24 protein-coding genes are annotated in these 24,654 nt (G+C 35.2%); 11 read left to right on the forward strand and 13 right to left on the reverse strand.

Annotation, left to right across the window (positions count from 1 at the left end; all coding sequences use genetic code 11):
* Positions 1–98 precede the first annotated feature (98 nt).
* From RBU60_RS04200 to RBU60_RS04210, 3 genes are read left to right on the forward strand one after another with little or no spacing between them, the layout of a single operon-like run.
* A complete protein-coding gene (locus RBU60_RS04200; RefSeq protein WP_308863414.1) occupies positions 99–2,261 on the forward strand; it encodes a TonB-dependent receptor plug domain-containing protein in 2,163 nt (720 codons plus the stop codon).
* Between the two features lie 2 nt (positions 2,262–2,263).
* Complete coding sequence (locus RBU60_RS04205) at positions 2,264–3,679, forward strand: HmuY family protein (RefSeq protein WP_308863415.1); 1,416 nt, start codon at positions 2,264–2,266, stop codon at positions 3,677–3,679.
* Positions 3,680–3,709: 30 nt separating this feature from the next.
* Positions 3,710–4,948: a T9SS type A sorting domain-containing protein gene (locus tag RBU60_RS04210; RefSeq protein WP_308863416.1), complete on the forward strand. Its 1,239-nt coding sequence runs from the start codon at positions 3,710–3,712 to the stop codon at positions 4,946–4,948.
* A gap of 89 nt (positions 4,949–5,037) precedes the next feature.
* On the opposite strand, the gene RBU60_RS04215 is transcribed toward RBU60_RS04210, so the two are convergent.
* From RBU60_RS04215 to RBU60_RS04230, 4 genes are all read right to left on the reverse strand, one after another.
* Positions 5,038–5,901, reverse strand: a complete 864-nt coding sequence (locus tag RBU60_RS04215; RefSeq protein ID WP_308863417.1) for a hydroxymethylglutaryl-CoA lyase — start codon at positions 5,899–5,901, stop codon at positions 5,038–5,040.
* A gap of 333 nt (positions 5,902–6,234) precedes the next feature.
* The gene (locus tag RBU60_RS04220; RefSeq protein WP_308863418.1) at positions 6,235–6,972 is read right to left on the reverse strand and encodes a hypothetical protein; all 738 of its coding nucleotides are present in this window, start codon (positions 6,970–6,972) and stop codon (positions 6,235–6,237) included.
* A gap of 4 nt (positions 6,973–6,976) precedes the next feature.
* A complete protein-coding gene (locus tag RBU60_RS04225) occupies positions 6,977–7,594 on the reverse strand; it encodes a LysE family translocator (RefSeq protein WP_308863419.1) in 618 nt (205 codons plus the stop codon).
* Between the two features lie 2 nt (positions 7,595–7,596).
* On the reverse strand, positions 7,597–8,616 hold the full coding sequence (locus RBU60_RS04230) for a quinone-dependent dihydroorotate dehydrogenase (RefSeq protein WP_308863420.1): 1,020 nt from the start codon (positions 8,614–8,616) through the stop codon (positions 7,597–7,599).
* Between the two features lie 108 nt (positions 8,617–8,724).
* Between RBU60_RS04230 and pepT the strand changes: the two genes are divergently transcribed.
* The gene (gene pepT, locus RBU60_RS04235) at positions 8,725–9,966 is read left to right on the forward strand and encodes a peptidase T (protein WP_308863421.1); all 1,242 of its coding nucleotides are present in this window, start codon (positions 8,725–8,727) and stop codon (positions 9,964–9,966) included.
* A 459-nt stretch (positions 9,967–10,425) separates the two neighbouring features.
* On the opposite strand, the gene yajC is transcribed toward pepT, so the two are convergent.
* From yajC to RBU60_RS04255, 4 genes are all read right to left on the reverse strand, one after another.
* Positions 10,426–10,725: a preprotein translocase subunit YajC gene (yajC, locus tag RBU60_RS04240; protein WP_308863422.1), complete on the reverse strand. Its 300-nt coding sequence runs from the start codon at positions 10,723–10,725 to the stop codon at positions 10,426–10,428.
* Positions 10,726–10,730: 5 nt separating this feature from the next.
* Positions 10,731–11,261, reverse strand: coding sequence for a DUF1573 domain-containing protein (locus RBU60_RS04245; RefSeq protein ID WP_308863423.1), 531 nt, complete (start codon positions 11,259–11,261; stop codon positions 10,731–10,733).
* 65 nt (positions 11,262–11,326) lie between these two features.
* Positions 11,327–12,268, reverse strand: a complete 942-nt coding sequence (gene nusB, locus RBU60_RS04250) for a transcription antitermination factor NusB (protein ID WP_308863424.1) — start codon at positions 12,266–12,268, stop codon at positions 11,327–11,329.
* A gap of 88 nt (positions 12,269–12,356) precedes the next feature.
* Positions 12,357–13,460, reverse strand: coding sequence for a Glu/Leu/Phe/Val family dehydrogenase (locus RBU60_RS04255; RefSeq protein WP_308863425.1), 1,104 nt, complete (start codon positions 13,458–13,460; stop codon positions 12,357–12,359).
* A 119-nt stretch (positions 13,461–13,579) separates the two neighbouring features.
* Between RBU60_RS04255 and RBU60_RS04260 the strand changes: the two genes are divergently transcribed.
* Both RBU60_RS04260 and RBU60_RS04265 read left to right on the forward strand, forming a co-directional pair.
* Complete coding sequence (locus RBU60_RS04260) at positions 13,580–15,337, forward strand: ABC transporter ATP-binding protein (RefSeq protein WP_308863426.1); 1,758 nt, start codon at positions 13,580–13,582, stop codon at positions 15,335–15,337.
* Positions 15,338–15,409: 72 nt separating this feature from the next.
* Positions 15,410–15,796: a PUR family DNA/RNA-binding protein gene (locus RBU60_RS04265; protein WP_308863427.1), complete on the forward strand. Its 387-nt coding sequence runs from the start codon at positions 15,410–15,412 to the stop codon at positions 15,794–15,796.
* A gap of 52 nt (positions 15,797–15,848) precedes the next feature.
* On the opposite strand, the gene RBU60_RS04270 is transcribed toward RBU60_RS04265, so the two are convergent.
* Positions 15,849–16,184, reverse strand: coding sequence for a tRNA-binding protein (locus tag RBU60_RS04270; RefSeq protein ID WP_407660190.1), 336 nt, complete (start codon positions 16,182–16,184; stop codon positions 15,849–15,851).
* Between the two features lie 174 nt (positions 16,185–16,358).
* On the opposite strand from RBU60_RS04270, the gene RBU60_RS04275 reads away from it, so the two are divergent.
* Complete coding sequence (locus RBU60_RS04275; protein ID WP_308863429.1) at positions 16,359–16,910, forward strand: thioredoxin family protein; 552 nt, start codon at positions 16,359–16,361, stop codon at positions 16,908–16,910.
* Positions 16,911–16,960: 50 nt separating this feature from the next.
* On the opposite strand, the gene RBU60_RS04280 is transcribed toward RBU60_RS04275, so the two are convergent.
* The 3 genes from RBU60_RS04280 to recQ all read right to left on the reverse strand — a co-directional run bounded on the left by RBU60_RS04280 (position 16,961) and on the right by recQ (position 20,672).
* Positions 16,961–17,890, reverse strand: a complete 930-nt coding sequence (locus RBU60_RS04280) for a peptidylprolyl isomerase (RefSeq protein WP_308863430.1) — start codon at positions 17,888–17,890, stop codon at positions 16,961–16,963.
* A gap of 96 nt (positions 17,891–17,986) precedes the next feature.
* Positions 17,987–18,367, reverse strand: a complete 381-nt coding sequence (locus RBU60_RS04285) for a hypothetical protein (protein WP_308863431.1) — start codon at positions 18,365–18,367, stop codon at positions 17,987–17,989.
* A 106-nt stretch (positions 18,368–18,473) separates the two neighbouring features.
* A complete protein-coding gene (gene recQ, locus RBU60_RS04290; RefSeq protein WP_308863455.1) occupies positions 18,474–20,672 on the reverse strand; it encodes a DNA helicase RecQ in 2,199 nt (732 codons plus the stop codon).
* A gap of 86 nt (positions 20,673–20,758) precedes the next feature.
* Between recQ and RBU60_RS04295 the strand changes: the two genes are divergently transcribed.
* The 4 genes from RBU60_RS04295 to lptB are packed head-to-tail and all read left to right on the forward strand — an operon-like array spanning position 20,759 to position 23,679.
* Positions 20,759–21,724: a KpsF/GutQ family sugar-phosphate isomerase gene (locus RBU60_RS04295; RefSeq protein WP_308863432.1), complete on the forward strand. Its 966-nt coding sequence runs from the start codon at positions 20,759–20,761 to the stop codon at positions 21,722–21,724.
* A 4-nt stretch (positions 21,725–21,728) separates the two neighbouring features.
* A complete protein-coding gene (gene tatC, locus RBU60_RS04300) occupies positions 21,729–22,565 on the forward strand; it encodes a twin-arginine translocase subunit TatC (protein WP_308863433.1) in 837 nt (278 codons plus the stop codon).
* Positions 22,566–22,568: 3 nt separating this feature from the next.
* The gene (locus RBU60_RS04305; RefSeq protein ID WP_308863434.1) at positions 22,569–22,922 is read left to right on the forward strand and encodes a carboxymuconolactone decarboxylase family protein; all 354 of its coding nucleotides are present in this window, start codon (positions 22,569–22,571) and stop codon (positions 22,920–22,922) included.
* 16 nt (positions 22,923–22,938) lie between these two features.
* Positions 22,939–23,679 (forward strand): LPS export ABC transporter ATP-binding protein, encoded by a 741-nt coding sequence (gene lptB / locus RBU60_RS04310; protein WP_308863435.1) that lies wholly within the window; start codon positions 22,939–22,941, stop codon positions 23,677–23,679.
* 171 nt (positions 23,680–23,850) lie between these two features.
* Here lptB and RBU60_RS04315 read toward each other — a convergent pair whose 3' ends face one another.
* Entirely contained in the window at positions 23,851–24,585 is a 735-nt protein-coding gene (locus RBU60_RS04315) for a CDP-alcohol phosphatidyltransferase family protein (RefSeq protein WP_308863436.1), read from the reverse strand.
* Positions 24,586–24,654 lie beyond the last annotated feature (69 nt).

The raw sequence follows: 24,654 nt of genomic DNA on the forward strand, positions 1-24,654 counted from the left end.
AGATTGATTTCTGCGACAAAAATATAAAATTTATTTAGATTGATTTAAAATAATATATATATTTGCAGAAATATTTTAATTAAGACTTAGTCTAAATAATGGAAAATAGATTTCTACTCATCATTTTACTTTTAAACTTATTTAACATTCAAGCTCAAGAGACTGAGGTTAAAAGAGGTTCAAATGAAAAGAAAAAAGATAGCGTAAAAGTGAATGATCTAGAGGAAGTTATTCTTACAGGACAATACAATTCCCAATCTGTAAAAAAATCGGTTTTTGAAGTACAGGTAATTACAGAAAAAGACATTCAGTTGATGGCAGGAAATAACCTTGCCGATGTTCTTACCCAAACATTAAATATGAATATTATTCCGCAAGCTGGTGAAGGCAGATCGGGAATTCAACAGTTTGGATTTACCTCAGAATATGTAAAAATTTTAGTAGATAATGTACCCATCGTAGGGGATGAAGGTTTTGGGAATGCTATAGATATTTCTCAAATTAACTTAGATGATATCCAACAAATAGAAATTATTGAGGGCGCTATGGGAGTACAATACGGTTCTAATGCAGTAACCGGTGTGGTGAATATTATTACAAAAAAATCCGCGAAAGCGAAATGGCAAATCACGCCATATATTCAAGAAGAAACCATTGGTAGCGAATATGGATTGTTTGATGAAGGTAGACATATACAGTCTTTGAAAGTGGGACATAATTTTACAGATAAGCTCTACGCCAATGTATTATTTACCAGAAATGATTTTCAAGGGTTTCTTAATCAAAATCAAGGAAAAAATTATTTTAATCCAGAGGATGAAAATGATGGTTTAAGAGGTTATGAATGGCTTCCTAAAGAACAAAATAGTATTAAAACTTTAATTAATTATCGTTTTAAAAACTTTACCGTTTTTTACAAGTTCGAATACTTTACGGAAGAAACTAATAAGTACAATACCAATGTATTGCTCAACCCAAATAGCGCTACACAAACTGTTAATCCTACAGCAAACGATGAAATCTTTAATTCAGACAGGTTTTATCATCATTTAAATGCGACAGGGAAAATTAAAAATCAGGTGAACCTTAATATTTCGGCATCTTACCAAGAACAAACCAAGAATATTGAAACCTTTACTTACACCATAAAATCTGAAGAGAAGTCTAATATTGAAAATTATGATTACAATACCCGCAAAGGCTTTTTCTCAAGAGGAACTTTCAACAACTTTTTTAATAAGGAAAATTTTAAATTAGAATTAGGTTATGAAACTACGCTGGATGAAGGTTCTGCAAGCGGACTTTCATCTCAGAACGTCGAAAATAGAACTCAAAACAATACCCTTAATTCATATAGTTTCTTTGCTTCTTCAGAAATAAAACCTACCACCCGCTTATCCTTAAGACCTGGAGCTAGAATTATTACCTCTTCGCAGTTTTCACCTCAGTATGCAGTTTCCCTTAGCGGAAAGTATAGCTTTAAAGATGGTTATCAACTAAGAACTATTATTGGTACAGCACCAAAAACACCTACGTTTGAGCAACTCTATTTTTATATGGTTGATAGCAATCATAATGTACAAGGAAATGAGAACCTAAATCCGGAATATGGAAAATCTATATTCTTACACTTTAAAAAAGCATTTTGGTTAAACGATTACGAATTAAAATATACTCCAAAACTATCGGCTTGGTATCTAGATGTTAAAGATAAAATAGATTTAATTATTACAAATACTTCTCCCCTAGCCTACCAATATAACAATATAGATCTATACAAAACTTGGGGATTATCCTTAAGAAATACACTTAAATACAAAAATCTTTCTGCTACCCTAGGACTTGCTTTCTCTGGAGAATCAAAAGTATTAAACAGTAGCGATGTGTATAATGATGATTTCTTATATGCATTTCAATTCAACACTAATCTATCTTACCCAGTTCCTAAATGGAATACTGTTTTCTCTACTTTTTTTAAAGTAAATGGTCCGCAATATCAATTTGTTTCTAGCATTAATGACGATGGAGAAACTGAAATTACTAGAGGAAAACTAGACGGGTACGGTTGGTTAAATACATCTATCAAAAAGACATTCCACAAAGACTTAGATATTACCATAGGCGCAAGAAATGTATTAGATATTACAGAAGTAAACTCTAGTACAGGCCAAGGTGGTACTCACTCTGCAGCATCTTCATCCCAGTTATTAGGATATGGCAGGTCTTTCTTCGTAAAACTTTTATACCATATAAATTTTTAATTATGAAATCTAACTATTTAGTACTTTTTTCTCTCGTTATTATCTTCTTTACGGCTTGTAATAAAGATGATGATTCGACAGCCAATGATTCTGAATTTGTCGTGGCTTTTAAAAATCCTTCTACAGCTTTCACGGAAACTGATAATGAAAAAGAAATAGACCTTGTTTTTTCTAATGAAGCTCCGCAGGACGGAATACTCATTATTACTTATACCGAAACCAACTTAACTTACGGTGAGGATTATAGCACTACTCCATCCGCGCAAAGCGGAATTATTGAAATTCCTATTGTAATGGGAACCATTCAAACTTCATTTAGTCTGAAAAGATTAAACTCAAATCCTGCTCAAAATGACACTGATAAATCTATTGAGTTCTCCATAACAGAAGTAAATATTCCTAATGGTTTTACTCAAGGAAACACTAGCAATTTGGTAAGTTTCTCTGATACTGCTTCTCTTGGCGGAAGCATTTCTCCCAATTTAGGAGGACCTAATGAAGGAAATCAAGTGTATTTAGATTTAAGTACTCAACAAGAAACCGTAGTAAGTAGAGATAAATGGGATTTAGCTTTTTATAACGGAGATCAATTCCGCGTTAAGCTAAATAGCTCTTTATTTATGATGGCTGCTCCATTAGAAACTACGAATATTGATGCTATTACCGAAGCTGATGTTGCTAGTTTACAGTCACAAATGGCTTTCCTAGTGCAAGGATCTAATGAATTTGTAGATGCTCCTAGCGGAAATTTAAACGAAACGGTGATCGAAGAAATTTCTATCAACCTTGAAGAGAATAAAGTTTACCTCATCAAAATGGGGAACGAGATAGGAACTGACACTCCAGAAACAGGAAGTGTTGCCGTTGCTGGAGCCGATAGAGGCTGGAAAAAAATAAGAGTTGTACAAGAAAGTGGTGCTTATAAATTGCTATATGCCAATTTAGATGCAACTACTCACCAAGAAATCACTATTGGAAAGGATAACCATCACGATTTCACCTATTTCAGTATGGTCAATGAAAATGTGGTAGATGTAGCTCCTGCAAAAGGGAAATGGGATCTTAATTTTACCGTTTTTACGGAAGTGTTAGATCTTCCAGAAGGTGGAGAATCTGCTTATGGTTTTTCTGATTATGTAGCTACTAACGTACTTTCTAACACCAAAGCTTACCAAGTAATGACTGAAGATATTGCCTATCAAGATTTCACTACAGCAAATATCGATAATTCATTATATGAAGTTGACCAAAGAGTAATTGGAGCCAATTGGAGAGATGTTTTTAACGGGCTATTTAACGAGCGTTTTTACATCATTCAAGATACTGACGGAAATACTTATAAATTAAAATTCACTTCGATGGTGAATGAAAACGGCGTACGCGGTTACCCAAAATTTGAATATCAAATCCTTAATTAAATATACAATCATAACTAAAAATTACACCTCATGAATTTAAAACTATCTTTCTTAGCGTTTTTTAGCTTTTGCTTAGTCGCAACGGCGCAAACTACCGTAAATCTTAGCTTAGATCCTTCTTATGCAAACGAAGTTTATTATAAGTTTTCTACCAATCAAAGTTACGACCATACCGCAACCGATTGGGAAATTGCTTTTTTAAGAAATAACAATATGAATTTTGCCATTAGAATTAATGACGGAATTGGTTTAGAAGTTTTTGAAGCAGCCAATACTCCTGCAGATTATGTCACGGTAGATGTTAACAATGTTGCCAACTTCACACAGCTATATAACAGTGACATAAGTTGGTTTGAAGGAGCTTTTAATACAGGTTCTGCTTCTTATGGTTTTGGAGAATACAACCCAGCAAACCACCACGTAGAAGGGACTGTTACCTTTTTATTAAAATATGCTGACGGGAGCTTCAAAAAATTATTTATCGAAGATTACTTTGGCGGATATACGTTTAAGTATGCTACTTGGGACGAGACAACTTCTACTTGGAGTGCAGATACTACCGAAACCGTTTCTAATACCAGCAATCCTAACAACATGTTTAACTACTACAATTTCACTACCGCTACTGAAGTAGTTGCTGAACCTGCAAGTACAGACTGGGATCTAAAATTTACAAAATTCACTACAGATTATGCTTATAGCGGAGGAACTATGAAGTATGTAGTAACAGGAGCTTTACAACATCCAGATGTTGTCGTGGCAGAAAATATAGAGCCTAACGGAAATGGAGATACTAGTAATCTTAATTATTCAGATGAGATCAATACAATTGGTTACGACTGGAAAAGCTTTAGCGGAACTTCTTACGATCTAGATCCAGAATTATTCTACTATGCAAAATACCTTGACGGAACTGTTTACAGGTTACATTTTACCAACTTTGAAGGAAGTTCAACAGGAAATATTCAGTTTAATTATGAAGATGTAACTAGCCAGTTAAACACGGTTGCTTTTGATGTAAAAAATACCTTTAGCATCTATCCTAACCCATCTAGGGATAAACAAATTAATATTTTAACTGAAAGTAATCATGCTAACCAAGTAATTGAAATCTATAACCTTTTAGGTAAAAAGATTTATGCTACTCAGCTTCAAAATACAGGTTTCACAAATCAGTCTTTAAACCTTTCTTCATTAGCTAAGGGTACTTACTTTATAAAATACCAAACTGGAAACCACAGCACAACTCAAAAATTAATTTTAAATTAATTAGCCAATTCTTATCAATTAATTTTAAAGCTACTCTTTCAGAAGGGTAGCTTTTTTAGTTAAAATTAAAAAAATTATTAGGGTTAGCTTTAATGGTATTTTGTGAAGATTTTTGTGGCTTCATTATAAGAAGATTCAAAGCTTGACATCTTTACATTAGCATCGGCTTTTGCCGCATTAAAATAACTCAGCATTTTCTCTGTCGGCATATTTCCTGTTAATTCATCTTTGGCCATAGGACAACCACCAAAACCTTGTATCGCACCGTCAAATCTTCTACAACCCGCTTTATAGGCAGCATCAATCTTCTCGTGCCACGACGTTGGAGTGGTATGCAAATGAGCCCCAAACTCTATATTGGGGTAAGCCGGAATTAGATTAGAGAACAGATACTCGATGGTTTCTGCATCTGAAGTTCCCACCGTATCTGATAAGGATAAAATATTGACTCCCATCGCCGATAAACGCTCGGTCCATTCTCCTACAATTTCCACACTCCAAGGATCTCCATAAGGATTCCCAAACCCCATAGATAAGTAAGCAACCACTTCCTTCCCATGAGTATGCGCTAAGTTTAAAATCTCCTGTAGCGTATCTACCGATTCTTCGATGGTTTTATGCGTATTTCGCATTTGGAAATTTTCTGAAATCGAAAAAGGATAGCCTAAATAATCAATTTCTGGATGTTGAACCGCATCCTGAGCTCCACGAACATTAGCCACGATAGCTAAGAGTTTACTCGAGGTCTTAGACAAGTCTAATCCTGCCAAAACCTCTTTGGTATCTACCATCTGCGGAATCGCTTTGGGAGAAACAAAACTCCCAAAATCGATGGTATCAAAACCACAACGCAATAAAGATTGTATGTACTGTATTTTCTCTGTTGTAGGAATAAAATCTTTAATTCCTTGCATCGCATCCCGCGGACACTCAATAAGCTTGATCTTGTTCATAGCCCAAAGATACTCATTAGGTTTAAATTATCTAAATAAAGTCTAATTCTATAAAAAAATAGTTGTTTACAACTAAGACGTAAGACTACTGAAAGCTTTCGAAGCTGATAGACATAAGATTTAAGACTTGATTTGTTTTCAATTGAAAGTCAACTTATTAAACCTGACTGATTTTTAATTTTGCCGGTAGTTTAATAAAACCATTACAGTTGTAATGAGCTGTCATTTACAATTCTGAAGTAGAAGGAATTTTTTCTTTTGGAATAAAGATTCTTCTCTGCCCTCCCTCAAACATAAAAATAATTTGAGTTGAGATAACAAACGCCCAAAAAATTAAAAAAGTAATTTTCCTAAATATTTAAACCAAATTAAATACCCAAGTATTCCACCTAAGAACCCAGATAAAATAAAAGTAAATCTAAGTTTTAACGGGATTACTTTAAAAATAACATATATCACTATAGCAAAACCGATTACTGCGGTTATGATGGAAATCAACCAATCATTAAGGTCTAAAAATCTTGATATATAGATTTCATCTCCAAGAATTTCATTCCCAGTGATTTTTTTTATGATACCCGTAGAAATATTAAATACTTGTCTTAGACTAAACAATGCCAGCATTACTCCTAACCAATCTAAGCATTTTAATTTTTTCTTTAGATAAGATCTTCTGTAAAAAATTATAATTAAACCTAGAAAACTTGTCAGGAAAGTCTGCGCTGGACCTCCAATGAATATGTATAAAGAATGTTTTTCATTCCAATTGAACTTTGTTTCTATATTAGCAATAACTTTATCAAACTCCTCTTGTATACTTAGATCCAAGTCTTCATAGTTTTGACCAAAATGTTCTTCATTCAATTGGTTAAACTTTTTTACATCGATATCTTCCTCATATCCATTTGGATAATAAATCATACTTCCGTAAGAAAGCTCTGTTTCATAGCCAAAATATTTAGCAACGGCAATATGACCAAATTCATGACTTAGAGTTCCTATTACTGTAAAGAGAATAAATACAATAATAAATCTAGCAAAGAGATTAATGTAAAAGTTAAAAGTAATCATTCTTCTAAAATAGAATAAAAATCGCAATTCCTACAAAGACAATTATTTGCAGCCATTTTAAAAATTTTCCTGCATTCTTATGTCCTTCTATATATCTTTTTAAAAATCCGGAGAGTAAGGCGATACTACTAAAAACCACCAATGAAACCAAAATAAATACGCCTCCTAAAATAATGAATTGATAAGTTTTGGAGAAACGATCACTAAACAAGAACCCGGGAAACAAGGCCAAAAAGAACAAGGATACTTTAGGATTCAACACATTCATTACAAAGCCTTGCTGAAACAGTTGAAACGGCGTTTTAGGAGAAGATTTAGCCGATGATAAATCAATCATTCCCGGAGATTGATAGACTTTATAAGCCAAATACAATAAATAACCAGCGCCAAAAAATTTTAAGGCAGTGAATAGAAATTCATGGCGTACGATCAATAAAGAAACCCCAAAGGCAACTAAAGCGGTATGAATCAAACAACCCGTCATTAAACCTAAAACCGTTGCGAATCCATATTTTTTTCCGAATCGAAGACTTTGCACCAATACAAAAATATTATCTGGGCCCGGAGAAATGGCCAACGCAAAAACCGCCACCACAAAAGATATGAGGATTTCTAAATTCAAGCTTAAGACTTCAAAATCGCTTCATTGATTTCTTTAATCAATTTTGGACCTTCATACACAAAACCGGTATACAACTGAACCAAACTAGCGCCTGCTTCCAATTTTTCTAAGGCATCTTTAGCCGAATGAATTCCGCCTACGCCAATTATCGGAAAAGAGCGATTGCTTTTATCGGCTAAAAATTTAATTACTTCCGTAGAGCGAGAAGTTAAAGGTTTTCCGCTTAAACCTCCCATTTCTTCTTTGTTATCAGAGGTTAAATCCTCTCTAGAAATCGTGGTATTGGTAGCAATTACACCAGCAATTTTGGTTTCGTCCACAATTTCAATAATGTCCAATAACTGACTCTCAGTTAAATCGGGAGCAATTTTCAATAAAATAGGTTTGCTTTTTTCTTTTTCCGCGTTAAGCGTTTGTAAACTATGCAGTAAGTGCTTCAAGGGTTCTTTGTCTTGCAAAGCCCTTAAATTGGGCGTATTGGGAGAACTTACATTCACCACAAAATAATCTACATAAGGAAAAAGTGCTTCAAAACAAATCTTATAATCGTCTACAGCATTTTCATTAGGCGTTACTTTGTTTTTACCAATATTACCGCCAATCAATACCTGTCCGTTATTTTCTTTTAAACGCTTTACTGCCGCTTCTACCCCTTCATTGTTAAAACCCATGCGGTTAATGATCCCAGCATCTTCCTGGAGCCTAAACAACCTCTTTTTAGGATTTCCATCTTGAGGCTTGGGCGTTAGTGTGCCTATTTCAATAAAGCCAAAGCCCAATTGATCCATTTCTTTATAAAGCATCGCATTCTTATCAAAGCCTGCAGCCAATCCTACAGGATTTTTAAAGTTAAGACCAAAGACTTCTCGTTCTAATCTTTTATCATTCACAGCATACTTTTTCGCTAAAACGGAAGAAACGAACGGAAGCTTTAATCCATTCTTCAACACAGAAAACGTAAAGTGATGAACTTTCTCTGGATCAAACTTAAATAAAATAGGACGAATAATAGAGGTGTACATATAGGGCTAGTTTTGACAAAAATACTTTAATTTAAAAAACTTAAAAGCATATTCTTAAAAGTCTTTGTACTCCCCTCATGATTATTTATTTTTACAAAAAAGAAAACCATGATAGAGAAACAACATATTATAAATCGGTTTGTAAGTTACGTGACTGTAGACACCGAAAGTGACCCAGAAAGCAACACCACTCCAAGCACCAACAAGCAGTGGGATTTGGCAAAAGAATTAACCAAAGAGCTTAAAGCCATTGGGATGACCAATGTTCAAATAGATGATAATGCCTATGTTATGGCTACGCTTCCCAGTAATGTAGATCACGAAGTACCCGTTATTGGCTTTGTATCTCACTTTGATACTTCTCCAGATTTTACGGGTGCCAATGTAAAACCTCAAATTATAGAAGACTATGATGGGAAGGACATTGTGTTAAATAAAGAGGAGGACATCGTTCTTTCTCCAGATTATTTTGAAGATTTACTTCAGTATAAAGGTCAGACTTTAATCACCACCGACGGAAACACGCTTCTTGGAGCCGATGATAAAGCTGGAATCACCGAAATTATGTCGGCGATGGAATACCTACTGCAACATCCCGAAATTAAACACGGTACTATAAAAGTATGTTTTACTCCCGATGAAGAAATTGGTCGTGGTGCACATAAATTTGATATCAAAGAATTTGGTGCAGCATGGGCTTACACTATGGATGGTAGCCAGATTGGAGAATTAGAGTATGAAAACTTTAATGCTGCTGGTGCCAAAATAAAGGTTAAAGGTAAAATTGTTCATCCAGGATACGCCAAAGGCAAAATGGTAAACAGCATGTATATCGCTCAAGATTTCATTAACTCGTTACCACGTCTGGAAACTCCAGAACATACGGAAGGGAGACAAGGCTTTTTTCATTTAACTCAAATTAATGGGAAAGTAGAAGAAACCAATTTAAATTACATCATCAGGGATCACGACAAAACGCATTTTGAAGCCCGTAAGCAAATGATGTTAGATTTAGTGGAAGAGATAAATTCGCAGCACGACAAAGAAGTCATAGAGATTGAAATTAAAGATCAATATTTCAATATGCGCGAAAAGGTAGAACCTGTAATGCACATTGTAGATATCGCCGAAGAAGCGATGAAAGAAATAGGCATTAAACCTTTAATCAAGCCTATTAGAGGAGGCACAGATGGCTCGCAGCTTTCCTTTATGGGTCTTCCCTGCCCCAATATTTTTGCAGGCGGACATAATTTTCACGGGCGTTACGAATATGTTCCCGTAGAAAGTATGATTAAAGCGACAGAGGTGATTGTAAAAATTGCAGAACTTACCGCTAAAAAATACGTTTAATTAGGGCGGCACCCAGGCTTTCCGCTTGTAGTTGTCCCTTTAAAAAATAAAAAACCTGTCGCCAAAAGAGCTTCTAAAGTCGCTTTTTGGCTTCGGGCTTTTTTATTTTTTAGCCGTCCAAGCTACCGCTGCAATCCTTGCCGCAACAACCGAGTATAAACTTATGTAGTAATTCCATTTTGACTACCTAATATCGCCTATAAATTGCTTCCTTCCCCCATAATTCGACTTCGCTCAGCACGAGTATTTTAATATAAAATAAAGCCGTAGTTAGACTTCAACTTTGCTCAAGACGAGTGGCTATGCTTTAATTTTCTATTTCATCTGGAATGAAAATAATTTAAATTAGAAATACGACATTAAATAATTAAATTAGTATATGTCTTAAGATTTATACCACAAAAAAAGGATCCCAACAATGGAATCCTTTTATAAGTATATAATAATTTTATACTAAAATTACTTCTCCTTTTTCTCTGCTGGAGGTTTATTCAACTGCTGACTTAATTCCATTGAAATAGAAGTTTTATCAAAAGTGATTTTTCCTGCACCAGTTTCAATGATTACCGTATTTAGTTTTTCACTAAAATCGATAATCTTTCCGTGCATTCCGCTTTTGGTAATTACTTTATCTCCTTTCTTAAGTTCTTCAGCAAATTTTTTCTCGTTTTTTTGTCGCTTTTGCTGCGGTCTAATCATAAAGAAATAAAATATGATGATGATCGCAATAAACGGTAAAAAACTAGTTAAGTTTTCCATAGTACTTAGTCGTGATTATGTCCTTCGTGACCTGGCTGAGTAGATGTCTTTTGCACTTTGCTTACTGGGTTTCCAGTTTTAGCACCTCCTGCTTTAGGAGTTACAAAAGATTTTATTTTAATCATTTCTTGACCAGACTCTGTGTTCGCTGTAATTCTAACTGTTTTCATTTGGTTGTTAGGCTTTCCATTAGAGTTAAACTTCACTACCATCTCTCCTTTTTCACCTGGAGCGATTGGTTCTTTAGACCAAGTAGGAATGGTACATCCACAGCTTCCTTTTGCATTAGAAACAACTAATGGCGCATCTCCTGTGTTTTCGAACACAAATGTATGTTCTACGACATCTCCTTCATTGATAGTTCCAAAATCGTGCATTTCATTGTCAAACTTCATTACTGGAGCTCCAGATGAATTCGCATCACGTTCTGCAACTTCTTTTTGATTTTCCTCATTTACCTTATCTGCCGCGTTATCCTTGCAAGAAGTAAAAACCATTGCCGCAACAGCAGCTAGCATTAAAAATCCTTTTTTCATTTTAACTTAGTTTAATTGTTTGTAATTGATTTTTTCAAGGGCTAAAAATAACAAAATTTAATGGATTACATTAGACCTCGACCAATTTTATTGATTTTTTCCGACTTTTTGTACTCTTTAGAGAGCTTATCCAAAATTCCATTGATGAATATACTACTTTTAGGCGTGCTATATTCTTTGGCAATCTCTAAATACTCATTGATGGTTACCTTAACAGGAATGGAGGGAAACTTCATAAATTCACAAATCGCCATCTTAAGCAAAATGCTATCAATACCTGCAATTCTGTCTTTATCCCAATTGGGGGTTTTCTCCTGAATATCTTCTACGTAAGCTTCCTGATTCAACAAGGTTTTCCTGAACAATTCAATCGCGAACTCTTCATCTTCTCTATTCTTAAAAAGCTTAGGGATTTTTAACTCTAGTTGATCGTCTTTTTCCTTCTTCAAGAATTTTAAAATACTGGTATTTACAATAGGTAAATCATCCAGCCAAGTAAGCTTTTTGTCTTCTAGGTAATCGTAAAGTTTATCGTTAGGAGCGATAATTTCTTTAAAAATGTGAATCACAAACTCTTTATCCTCCTGAAAAGAAGAGACTTCAGAAGCTAAATAATTCTTATAAACCTCACTTTGTCTTACTTCTTCCCAAATGATATTTACATATTCATCATCTTGATGCCAATTAGTAAGTCTTTTATCTTCCAATAACACATTAAGACTTTCACTATCTGCTATTTTGAGAAGTAAACTATTCTCAATAAATTTTAGATTAGGATTTTTGTCCTCACTCGTCGCAAGATGTTTCTTTTGGGATTTCTCTATGTAATCTTGAGCCTTATTTTTTACCTGAACCAGTAAATCTAGATTCAGTAAAAATAAGTCATACATTTCTCCCATACTTTTCTGAAGAAATTTTTGCTCTACGATTATATTATCGTTGGCCGATTGTGTAAACGCATACATAGATTGCATTACTTTTACTCGAATATGTCGTCTTGTTAACATAGTGTAAATTAAAGAACTTAAAATTAAAAAAGGGCGAAATAGTGATTTCGCCCTGCAAAAATAGAATTATTTTATGTTTTTATAAGACTTACTTCTTATTTTCTGCTTTTCTTTTTTCAATCCTGTCTTGAGCCACTTTCAAAGCAGACTGGTGGGTCGTGATTTGATTCGCTTTTGCCGAATTTAAAATCTCTAAAGTAGTGTGGTAAATATTTTCTGTCTTACGCATAATTTCTGGCTTATCGTAACCTTCCAATTCTGCATACACATTAATAATACCTCCCGCATTAATCAAGAAATCTGGCGCATAAACAATGCCTTTTTCTTGTAACATTCTACCGTGGATAGTTTCATCTGCAAGTTGATTGTTAGCAGCTCCCGCAATGATATCCGCTTTAAGCTTATGAATGGTATCATCATTAATTGTCGCTCCTAAAGCACAAGGCGCATAAATATCTACATCTGCCGTGTATAAATCGTCTCCGCTATAAATTACAGCTCCGTATTGATCCCTCACTTGCTCTAAACGCTCTTGGTTGATGTCTGCAATAATCACTTTTCCTCCTTCATCTGTTACGTGCTTTAAAACGGTTTCCCCAACGTGACCTATCCCTTGAATCAAAACTTTTTTTCCTTCTAAAGAATCGGTGCCATACTTGAATTTAGCCGCAGCTTTCATTCCCATATAAACTCCGTATCCTGTAATTGGAGAAGGATTTCCAGATCCTCCTAGATGTTCAGAAATTCCAGTTACGTGCTTGGTTACTTCTCTTACCGTATCCATATCGGCAGTATCCATCCCCACATCTTCTGCAGTAATATATCTTCCGCCAAGAGATTCTACAAATTCTCCAAACTTCCGCATTAATTCAGGAGTTTTTTGAGTCTTCGCATCACCTATAATTACCGCTTTTCCTCCTCCAAGGTTTAAACCGGTAACAGCGCTTTTAAACGTCATTCCTCGAGATAATCTTAACACATCATTTAGAGCTTCCCATTCTGTAGCGTAATTCCACATTCGGGTTCCTCCCAAGGCAGGTCCTAAAGTTGTATCATGTATTCCTATTATTGCTTTTAATCCTGTATCTTTGTCGTTGCAAAAAACAACTTGTTCATGTTCATCGAAAGAAAGTTGTCCGAAAACAGGAGCTACTTTTTTTAAATCATTTGCTTTTAAAATCTCAGCATTCATAGGTAAAATTTTTTAGTATTTCTAATTATTAAAATACAAAAGTAATCATTGTTTTGAGATATATCGAGCCATTTGAGGTATAAAATGAATAACGACAATAAATATCACAATTTTAGTTTATGAAAGAACTTCAGCATATCAATAAATACTTCGCTAAATATAGAGGCCGACTTTTACTAGGGGTCATTATAACCATTGCTGCTCGTATTTTTGCCTTGTATGTTCCACAATTTATAGGAGATTCTACCCGAGTTATTGAACAATATATCAATAATGAAGTGACAGATGCTGCTTATGTCAAGTCTACCTTAATCGATAATATTATCATCATTCTAGGAGCTACTCTTATTTCGGCTTTCCTTACGTTTTTAATGCGTCAAACCTTTATTGTAATTTCTAGACACATCGAGTTTGATTTAAAAAATGAAGTCTATCAACAATATCAAGCGCTTTCTTTAAATTTTTATAAGAAAAATAGAACGGGAGATTTAATGAACCGTATAAGTGATGATGTTTCTAAAGTAAGAATGTACACCGGTCCCGCGTTAATGTACAGCGTTACTACCATTACCCTATTTGTAGTGGTGCTCGCTTATATGATTAATACCGCGCCTATGCTCACCTTGTATACGGTAGCTCCTTTACCTTTTTTATCTTTTGCCATTTATAAATTGAGTAGAATCATCAATAAAAAAAGTACGATTGTACAGCAATATCTTTCAAAATTAAACACCTACACCCAAGAGAGCTTTAGTGGAATTAGCGTTATTAAATCTTACGGCTTAGAGCAACAAATCAATAAGGAGTTTGTAGAACTCTCCAATACCAACAAAGAAAAAAACATTGACTTGGTAAAAGTGCAAGCCTTCTTCTTTCCGCTGATGGTTTTATTGATTGGAGTTAGTAATGTGTTGGTGATTTTTATTGGCGGAAGGCAAGTGATTACCGGCGAAATAGACAATTTTGGAATTATTGTAGAGTTTCTATTGTATGTAAATATGCTTACTTGGCCTGTAGCCACGGTAGGTTGGGTTGCTGATATGGTACAACGTGCCGAAGCTTCTCAAAAAAGAATCAATGAGTTTTTGAGTGAAGAGCCAGAAATCAATAACCATTCTTCTGAAAAAACTAAGATTCATGGAGATATCGAATTTAAGAACATCACGTTTACCTATGAGGATACGAGCATTACTGCGTTAAAAAATGTGTCTTTCAACATTCACCCTGGAGAAACACTCGCAATTATTGGTAAGACAGGTTCTGGAAAATCTACCATCTTAGAACTTATTAGCAGATTGTACGATGTGCAACAAGGAGAACTTTTAATCGATGATAAAGAAATTAAAAACCTTCCCTTAGCTAGTTTGAGAAAAGCGATTGGTTATGTACCTCAAGATGCCTTCTTATTTAGCGACTCTATAAAAAGCAATATTAAATTTGGTAAAAACGATGCCTCGGAAGAAGAAGTAATTGAAGCTGCCAAAAATGCTGCAGTCCACGAGAATATTGTTGGTTTTTCTAAAGGCTATGAAACGATATTAGGTGAAAGAGGAATTACCTTGTCTGGCGGACAAAAACAGCGAGTTTCTATTGCCAGAGCGATTATTCAGGATCCACAAATTTTATTGTTTGACGATTGTCTATCTGCGGTAGATACCGAAACGGAAGAGGAAATACTAAATAACCTACACGCTATTTCTAGTCAAAAAACAACGGTAATTGTAAGCCACCGAATTTCATCGGCTAAAAATGCGGATAAAATTATTGTTTTAGACGATGGCGAAATCTTACAGCAAGGCACTCACAATCAATTAATAGGCTTAGATGGATATTATAAAGAACTTTATTTAAAACAACTAAGCGAAAAAGAAAATTGATTTTTCTTGCTATCTGTTAATTTTTTTAAGATTTTTGACAGCAACTAAAATTAAACACTAATATTTTTCACTATGAGCGAAAATGAAACGATGCAGAAAGAAGAAATATTTTCTAAAGTTTTAAGAGCTGGAAGACGTACCTATTTCTTTGATGTAAGAGCTACAAAGGCTGATGATTATTATTTGACCATTACAGAAAGTAAAAAGTTTACGAACGACGACGGTTCATTCTTCTACAAAAAACACAAAATCTACTTGTATAAAGAAGATTTTGAAGGATTTGAAGCAACCTTAAGAGAGATGACCCACTTCATTATTAATGAAAAAGGCGAAGAAGTAATTAGTGAAAGACATCAAAAAGACTTTAAGAAAGAATACGATACAGATAATGACAAGAAAACTTCCTCTAGCGAAACCTCCACAGGAGATTTTACCGATGTGAGTTTTGATGATATATAAGAAGCTTTATAATGTATAAAAACCGTTCTTCTATGAAGAGCGGTTTTTTTATTTAGCCAATTCTTAATCCATTCTTTACTTTAGCTTCGGGTTGAATAAGCGTCACTTCTCCTCCATCTACCGCACCCAACACCAAGCATTCACTCATAAAATTAGCGATTTGCTTTTTAGGAAAGTTGATTACCGCAATGGTTTGTTTGCCTAATAAATCTTCTTTGGCATAGCGCTCTGTAATTTGTGCTGATGTTTTTCTAATTCCAATCTCCGCTCCAAAATCGATTTGAAGTTGATAGGCTGGTTTTCTTGCTTCGGGAAAAGTTTTTACTTCTATAATAGTTCCTACGCGCATTTCAATTTTCTCAAAATCGCTCCAAGTTATTTCTTTCATCATTTTATTTTTTTGCATTAGGGACCTGCCTGCGGCAGGCAGGTTGCAGCGGCATCTTTTTATCTCATTTTTTTTTGAGATAAAAAATACAGCGGAAAGCCCGACCTGCTTTTTTTAAGCAGGGAATGCCCAAATCGTTTTAATTTTCACTAAATTTAAAACTAAAGAAAAATTATGAAATTAGAATCATCCCAAGTGGAATTAGGTAAAAAAGCTCCTGATTTTTCTTTATTGGATGCCAGCACGAACAATTTAATTAGTTTAGCCGCCGTGCAAGGAGAGCGAGGAACGGTGGTGATGTTTATTTGCAACCACTGCCCATTTGTGAAACACGTGGTAGAGGAAATGGTTCGTTTGGCTAATGATTACCGCATTTTAGGATTTGGTTTTGTCGCTATTTCTAGTAATGATGCCCAACAATATCCTCAAGATGGGTTAGAGCACATGTGGGATTTCGCTAGAGAAAATCATTTCACCTTTCCTTATCTATATGATGAAAGCCAGCGGGTGGCAAAAGCCTATGATGTTGCTTGCACGCCAGATTTTTATGTATATGACGCTGCCGCGGAATTGGTTTATCACGGGCAATTGGATGATTCTAGACCTCAAAATGGAATTGCCGTAAACGGAAGAAGTGTACGGGAAATTTTAGATGCGATTTTTAACAGCAGGCCTATACCTCAACTGCAAAAGCCTAGCGTGGGTTGTGGCATTAAGTGGAAATAAAAAAGCCACTCACAACGAGCAGCTTTTTTAAAATTATAAATGAGAAGAAATTAAGCTTTTACTAGCTCTACTTCAAAAACCAAGCTTGCGTTTGGAGGAATCACTCCGCCAGCACCTTGCGCGCCGTAGCCTAAATGAGAAGGAACCACAAAAGTGGCTTTATCACCTTGGTTTAATAACATAATTCCTTCATCCCATCCTGCGATGACATGTCCCATTCCTACAGGAAACTGAATGGGTTTATTTCTTTTAAAAGAAGAATCAAACACAGTCCCATCGGCTAACATTCCTTTGTAATGAACCGAAACTTCGCTTCCTTTTTTAGGCTTTGATCCTTTCCCTTCTTGGGTGATTTTATAATGCAAACCACTATCGGTTTTGCTCATCCCCTCAGTTAGTGATTTCATTTTATCTTCTTCTTTTTTTTTAGCTTCTGCTTCTCTTTCTGCCTTAGAAGAATTGAACTTTTCAAAAGCGGCTTTAGCATCAAAATTTTGAGCCTCTTCTCCTACTCTTTCTATCGTTAAGGTTTCAATCTTATCACCTTGCTCAATTTCATCTACGATATCTTGACCTTTTACTACTTTTCCAAAGATGGTATGTTTCCCATCCAACCACGGGGTTGGTACGTGGGTAATAAAAAACTGACTTCCGTTGGTTCCTGGTCCGGCATTCGCCATAGATAAAACTCCGGGTTGATCGTGCTTTAAATCTGCATGAATTTCATCCTCAAACTGGTAGCCTGGACCACCCGTCCCTTTTCCTTTAGGGTCACCTCCTTGTACCATAAAATCCGCGATTACACGGTGAAATATGAGTCCGTCGTAATACTTAGTTCCTTCCGCTTTAGCGTCATTTTTTATTTTTCCTTCAGCAAGTCCTATAAAATTCCCAACAGTTCCTGGAGTTTTATCGTGAGTTAACTTCACTAAAATTTCTCCTTTATTGGTTGTAAACTTGGCGTAGATTCCGTTTTCCATAGTATGTGTTTTTTAAAAAGGCAAAGGTAAGTCGTTCTTGGGGCTTTTCCTAAAATTAGTTTTTGTCGGCTCCCTGCCCGAAAGCTTCAACAAAAATTAATCAGCCTTATGAATAGAAGTTCCTTTAAAAAAGTACATTTCATGACCACCAAGTCTTGAATTAAAATCCTCAGCTTCAAGGAAAAGATATGATTTACCAGAAAATACAAGCTTGTCATTTACCTCTATTCCATCGGGTTTTTCACACAATACATAATTATTTACAGCATCAATGGTTTGGGGGATATGGTAACGAATAGCATATTTTTCTTTTTCTTCTAAATAAATTAACTCCCCACTTCTATCTTCAAATTGTTCTTGCAATTCTCTTTCTTGTGTGCAAAAGTCACTTTGAGCATGGTTTTTATTTTTATTATACTGACTGCCGCAACTTCCCAACGTAAATAATACGGCTAAAAATAAATATATATTTTTCATAAGTTCAAATTTGAATTAGGCGTAAAACTAAACAAATTCACTAAAAACAAAAACCTCATCTCTTATTGACAAGAAATCAGGTTGATCTATTTTACAAGTCTATTTATTAATTCGCTACTTCGCTCATAAACTTGATGCGATATAAGCGTAGATCTTCATCTTCGTATTCCCCGTCAAATTCTTCCATGGCTTCTTCAATATTATCGGTATCGGCTTCTAAGAAATAATCGTGCAATTCTTCTTGTTGTTCTTCATCAAACAACTCATCAATCCAATAAGAGATATTTAGTTTGGTTCCGCTATAGACAATGGCTTCTACTTCTTTGATAAAGCTTTTCATGTCCATCCCCTTGGAGGAAGCAATATCTGGTAAAGGTAACTTACGATCTACGTTTTGAATGATGTATAATTTAATGGCACTATTAGCACCGGTAGATTTTACGATTAAATCATCTGGACGTAAAATGTCATTTTCTTCTACATAGGTAGTGATAAGCTTCACAAATTCCTTTCCGAATTTTTTAGCTTTTCCATCTCCTACCCCGTGAATATTCCCCAACTCTTCTAAAGTAATAGGGTATTTGGTCGCCATATCTTCTAGCGAAGGATCTTGAAAAACCACATACGGCGGAACTTCTTTTTTATGAGCTACCTTTTTTCTTAAATCTTTGAGCATTTTCATTAAGCGCTCATCGGTAGCGCCACTTGTTTTTGCAGATACCACGTTTTTTGTACCTCCTCCTTTATCGTAACTATGATCTTCTGTCATCATAAAAGAGACAGGCTTTTTAAGGTATTCTTTTCCTTTTTCGGTAATTTTCACCACGCCGTAGGTTTCAATATCTTTTTTTAGAAACCCTGCCACCAATACTTGACGAATCAAGGCCATCCAAAATGGAGCGTCTTTATACTTTCCTTTTCCAAAAAGAGCAATCTCATCCGTTTTATGAGATTTGATGAGTGCATTAGGTTTTCCGATAAGGGTATTGACTACATCTTTAGATTTATAAAGCTGGTTGGTAGTTTTAACCGTTTTTAATAAGAGTTCTACTTCCGCTTGAGCTTCACTCTGTTTTTTAGGATTTTGAACATTATCATCCATATCCGCACCGTCTTCTTTCCCACCGTTAAATTCTTCCCCGAAGTAATGAAGAATAAATTTTCTTCTAGACATGGAAGTTTCGGCGTAAGCCACTACTTCTTGCAGCAAAGCGTGACCAATTTCTTGTTCGGCTACAGGTTTTCCGCTCATAAATTTTTCGAGCTTCTCAATATCTTTATAAGCATAAAAAGCCAAACAATGACCCTCTCCTCCATCTCTACCAGCTCTTCCCGTTTCTTGGTAATAGCTTTCTATACTTTTTGGAATATCGTGATGAATCACAAAACGCACATCAGGTTTATCGATTCCCATTCCAAAAGCGATGGTTGCTACCACGACATCTACATCTTCCATCAAGAACATATCTTGATGTTTGGCTCGGGTTTTCGCATCTAAACCAGCATGGTAGGGAACTGCCGAGACACCATTTACTTGCAAGGTTTGAGCGAGTTCTTCTACTTTTTTGCGGCTTAAGCAATATAAGATACCGCTTTTACCTTCATTTTGTTTCACAAAACGAATAATATCAGCTGCTACATCAGCGGTTTTGGGCCTTACTTCATAATAAAGATTGGGTCTATTAAAGGAAGCTTTAAAGGTATTGGCTTCAGAAATGCCTAAGTTTTTAAGAATATCTTCTTGTACTTTTGGTGTAGCAGTTGCCGTTAAAGCAATCATAGGAATATCATCTCCTATTCGCTTAATAATGCTTCTAAGGTTTCTATACTCTGGTCTAAAGTCGTGTCCCCACTCACTTATACAATGCGCTTCATCTATAGCCAAGAACGAAATTTTTTCTCCACGTAAAAATTCTACATTCTCTTCTTTGGTAAGAGATTCTGGCGCAACGTAAAGCAATTTTGTTATCCCGTCGGAAATGTCTTTTTTAACCTGTTTAATTTCAGATTTATTTAAAGAGCTATTTAGCACATGGGCTATTCCGTGTTCTGAAGAGATTCCGCGTATAGCATCCACTTGATTCTTCATTAACGCAATTAAAGGAGAGACGACAATTGCAGTGCCTTCATTGATCAATGCCGGCAACTGATAACACAAAGATTTCCCCCCTCCTGTGGGCATAATAACAAATGTGTGTTCCTTTGCTACAATACTCTTAATCACTTCTTCCTGTAATCCTTTAAATTGGCTAAAACCAAAATAATTTTTTAATTCCTGATGTAAATCGATTTCTGACAAACTGATAATTTAATGTTACATTTTTACATACCTTTGTTGAAATAAAGATACGTTTTTCTTTAGTACCTACAAATTCAAATCTAAGATTTTAAATGCAAGCATCCAACATACTTTCTGTCGCTAGAGATACTATTTCTAATGAAGCAAAAGCCGTTGAAAAACTTCAAGACTATTTAAATGATGAATTTGCACATGCGGTACAACACCTCTATAACTCCAAAGGTAGGGTAATTATTACAGGAATAGGTAAAAGTGCCATTATTGCTACCAAAATAGTTGCCACTTTAAATAGTACAGGAACTCCTGCTATTTTTATGCATGCAGCAGATGCAATTCACGGAGATTTGGGAACCATCTTAAAAGACGATACGGTTATTTGCATTTCTAAAAGTGGTAACACGCCAGAGATCAAAGTATTGGTACCCTTAATTAAAAGTTTCAAAAACACCTTAATAGGAATTACAGGGAATGTAGATTCGTTTTTAGGAAAGCATTCTGATTTTGTACTGAATGCAGCTATAGAAAAAGAAGCTTGCCCCAATAATTTGGCTCCCACCACCAGCACCACCGTACAATTGGTTTTGGGCGATGCTTTAGCGGTTTGCTTATTGCATTTAAGAGGCTTCTCTAGTAAAGACTTTGCAAAATATCATCCTGGTGGTGCTTTAGGGAAAAAATTATACCTAAGAATAAGTGATATTACTGCAGAAAATCAACAACCACAGGTAAATCCAGAAAGCAGTATAGCCGATGTGATTGTAGAGATTTCTGAAAAAATGCTGGGTGTAGCCGTAGTGATTGAAAACGAAGAAATAGTAGGAATCATCACCGACGGAGATATTCGTAGAATGCTTTCTAAAACCCAAGACTTCTCTCATTTAAAGGCCAAGGATATTATGGGATCTTCTCCAAAGACCATTAGTAATGATGCCATGGCGATAGATGCAATGGAAATTTTGGAAGAGAATGGAATTTCTCAATTAATTGCTAAAAATAAACATGGTAAATATGCAGGTGTTGTACATTTACACAACCTTATAAAAGAAGGAATTATATAAGCCTATGGCCAAAAGAAAAGTCAAAAACCCTGAAGAAATGTCTTTCTTAGATCACCTAGAGGATCTAAGATGGCATTTAATAAGATCAACCCTAGCGATTGTTATCGTTGGAGTTATTGCTTTTATATTTAAAGACTTAATTTTCGGAATTCTCTTTGCTCCAAAAGACCCTAATTTTATTACCTATAGAGTGTTATGTAACATTGCTTCTTCTATGGGAATGGATGAAAGTTTTTGCTTTAAAGAAATTCCTTTTAGAATTCAGAGTAGACAAATGGCGGGACAGTTTAGCGCCCATATTTGGACTTCTATCACCGCAGGATTTATTGTAGCCTTTCCTTATGTATTGTATGAATTTTGGCGTTTTATTTCTCCTGCGCTTCATGCTAAAGAAAAATCAGCTTCTAAAGGTTTTATTTTTATCGCCTCTATCCTATTTTTTATAGGCGTACTTTTTGGTTATTATATTATTTCTCCTCTATCTATTAACTTCTTGGGAACCTATCAAGTGAGCGAAGAGGTGTTTAATGATATTGATTTAAGTAGCTACTTTGGGTTGATAAGAGCTTCTTCGTTAGCATGCGGAGTTATTTTTGAGCTTCCCATTATTATGTATTTATTGACTAAAATTGGTTTGGTTACTCCTGAAATTCTAAAAAAGTATAGAAAATTTGCTTTGGTAGGGATTTTAATTATTTCGGCGGTAATTACTCCTCCAGATATTGCGAGTCAGATTATTGTGGCTATTCCCGTAATGATTTTATATGAAGTGAGTATATACATCTCTGCAGCAGTATTAAGGAAACAAAGAAAGGCTGAAAAAGCCCTTATTAAAAAATAATTTATGATAGATCAAGTAGATGAGTTTAATGCTTATCGCCAAAAGATGAACGACAAGGTTCTTGGAGAAAACAATAAAGTGCTTAAAAGAATTTTTAACCTAGACACCAATGCTTTCGCAGAAGGAGCTTTAGATAAACAAACCAAAGAATTGTTAGGTTTGGTAGCTTCCTTGGTATTGCGTTGTGATGACTGTGTAAAATACCATTTAGAATCTAGTTTTAAAAGTGGCATGTCTAAAGACCAAATTATGGAAACCTTAAGTATTGGTACATTAATTGGTGGTACCATTGTTATTCCACATTTAAGAAAAGCATACGATTACTGGGAGACTTTAGAAACGAAAGAAATTCAGTAAATAAAACACAAAAATTATGAAGCTACGAGCAGAGAATCTAATAAAAGCTTACAAAGGCCGAAAGGTGGTAAAAGGAATTTCTGTAGAGGTGAATCAAGGAGAGATTGTGGGATTACTGGGCCCCAATGGCGCAGGTAAAACGACTTCCTTTTATATGATTGTAGGGCTTATTAAACCCAATGGTGGTAATATTTACTTAGATAAAGCCAATATCACCAAATATCCTATGTACAAACGAGCTCAACACGGGATTGGATACTTGGCGCAAGAAGCTTCTGTATTTAGAAAACTGAGTATTGAAGACAATATTATGAGTGTTCTAGAGCTTACCAAGCTTTCTAAAAAAGAGAGAGTGGATAAAATGGAGAGCCTCATTGAAGAATTTGGTCTTGGTCACATTAGAACCAGTAGAGGAGATTTACTCTCTGGAGGAGAGCGTCGTAGAACCGAAATTGCTCGAGCCTTAGCCACAGACCCTAAATTTATTTTATTAGATGAGCCCTTTGCCGGAGTTGATCCCGTGGCGGTTGAAGACATACAACGCATTGTTGCGCAGTTAAAAAATAAAAATATAGGTATTCTTATCACCGATCATAACGTACAGGAGACCTTAGCCATTACCGATAGAACGTATTTAATGTTTGAAGGGAATATCCTTAAGCACGGTCAGCCTGAAGAGTTAGCTTCAGATGAAATGGTGAGAAAGGTTTACTTAGGTCAAAACTTTGAACTCCGGAAGAAAAAGATTTTCGATTAAATTAGCATCTATTATCGTCTTCAAAAAAGTCTTTTTAAAAACTTGTTTTAGTGACTCTTAATATTTAAGCTACTCTTAATGATTTCCAAATGAGGCTCTAAAATAACAATTCGACTCCGTATAGGATTACATTTCAGTCTGATAATTTCCAAGGTTTTAAAAAGGAGGTAACTACTCTCTAACCATTAAAGAAAGGAGAATATAGCCTATTATAATAAAAGGTAGCGCTAAGAAATGAAAGATAATTAAGCCTATAACACTCAAGGCTAAGAAAACATACCGATACCAATTATCTTTCAACGAAAAGTTCTTAAATTTTAAAGCAAAGAGACTCACTTCCGCGTTAAGCAAAATACAACTCAGCACACTTAGTCCTATTAAAAAATACGGATTTAGAATGAGGTTTACTACCCATTCACTTTCGTGGAAATGAAGAATTAAGGGCAAACTAAAGATTAAAATCGCATTGGCTGGAGTGGGAAGACCTATAAAGGAACTGGTTTGCCTGTCATCGATATTAAATTTTGCCAATCTATAGGCAGAACCTAAGGTCACTAGCAAACCAAATATAGCAATTAACGGAAAATTGAGTTCAAAACTAGAAGCACCCCAGGCTTTGGGTTGTAAAACATCTGCTCCTACGGCTTGACACAATAGTTGAAACATCACAATTCCTGGCGCTAAACCACTAGTCACCATATCTGCCAAAGAATCGAGTTGCAAGCCTAGCTCACTTTGCACGTTAAGACTTCTTGCGGCAAGGCCATCAAAAAAGTCGAAGAAAATACCCAAGGCTACAAAGAAAGCAGCCATTAAAAGTTGATTTTGCAGCGCCAAAATAACGGCGATACTACCACTCAATAAGTTTAATAACGTAATAAAGTTAGGAATTTGCTTCTTCAACATACCAATAAATTTTTTCAAAAATACAAAAGAAAGGCTTTGAATCATACAAAATACAATAACTAAGAGGAA

The sequence above is a fragment of the Mesonia profundi genome (assembly GCF_031085155.1).
Classification (GTDB): domain Bacteria; phylum Bacteroidota; class Bacteroidia; order Flavobacteriales; family Flavobacteriaceae; genus Mesonia; species Mesonia profundi.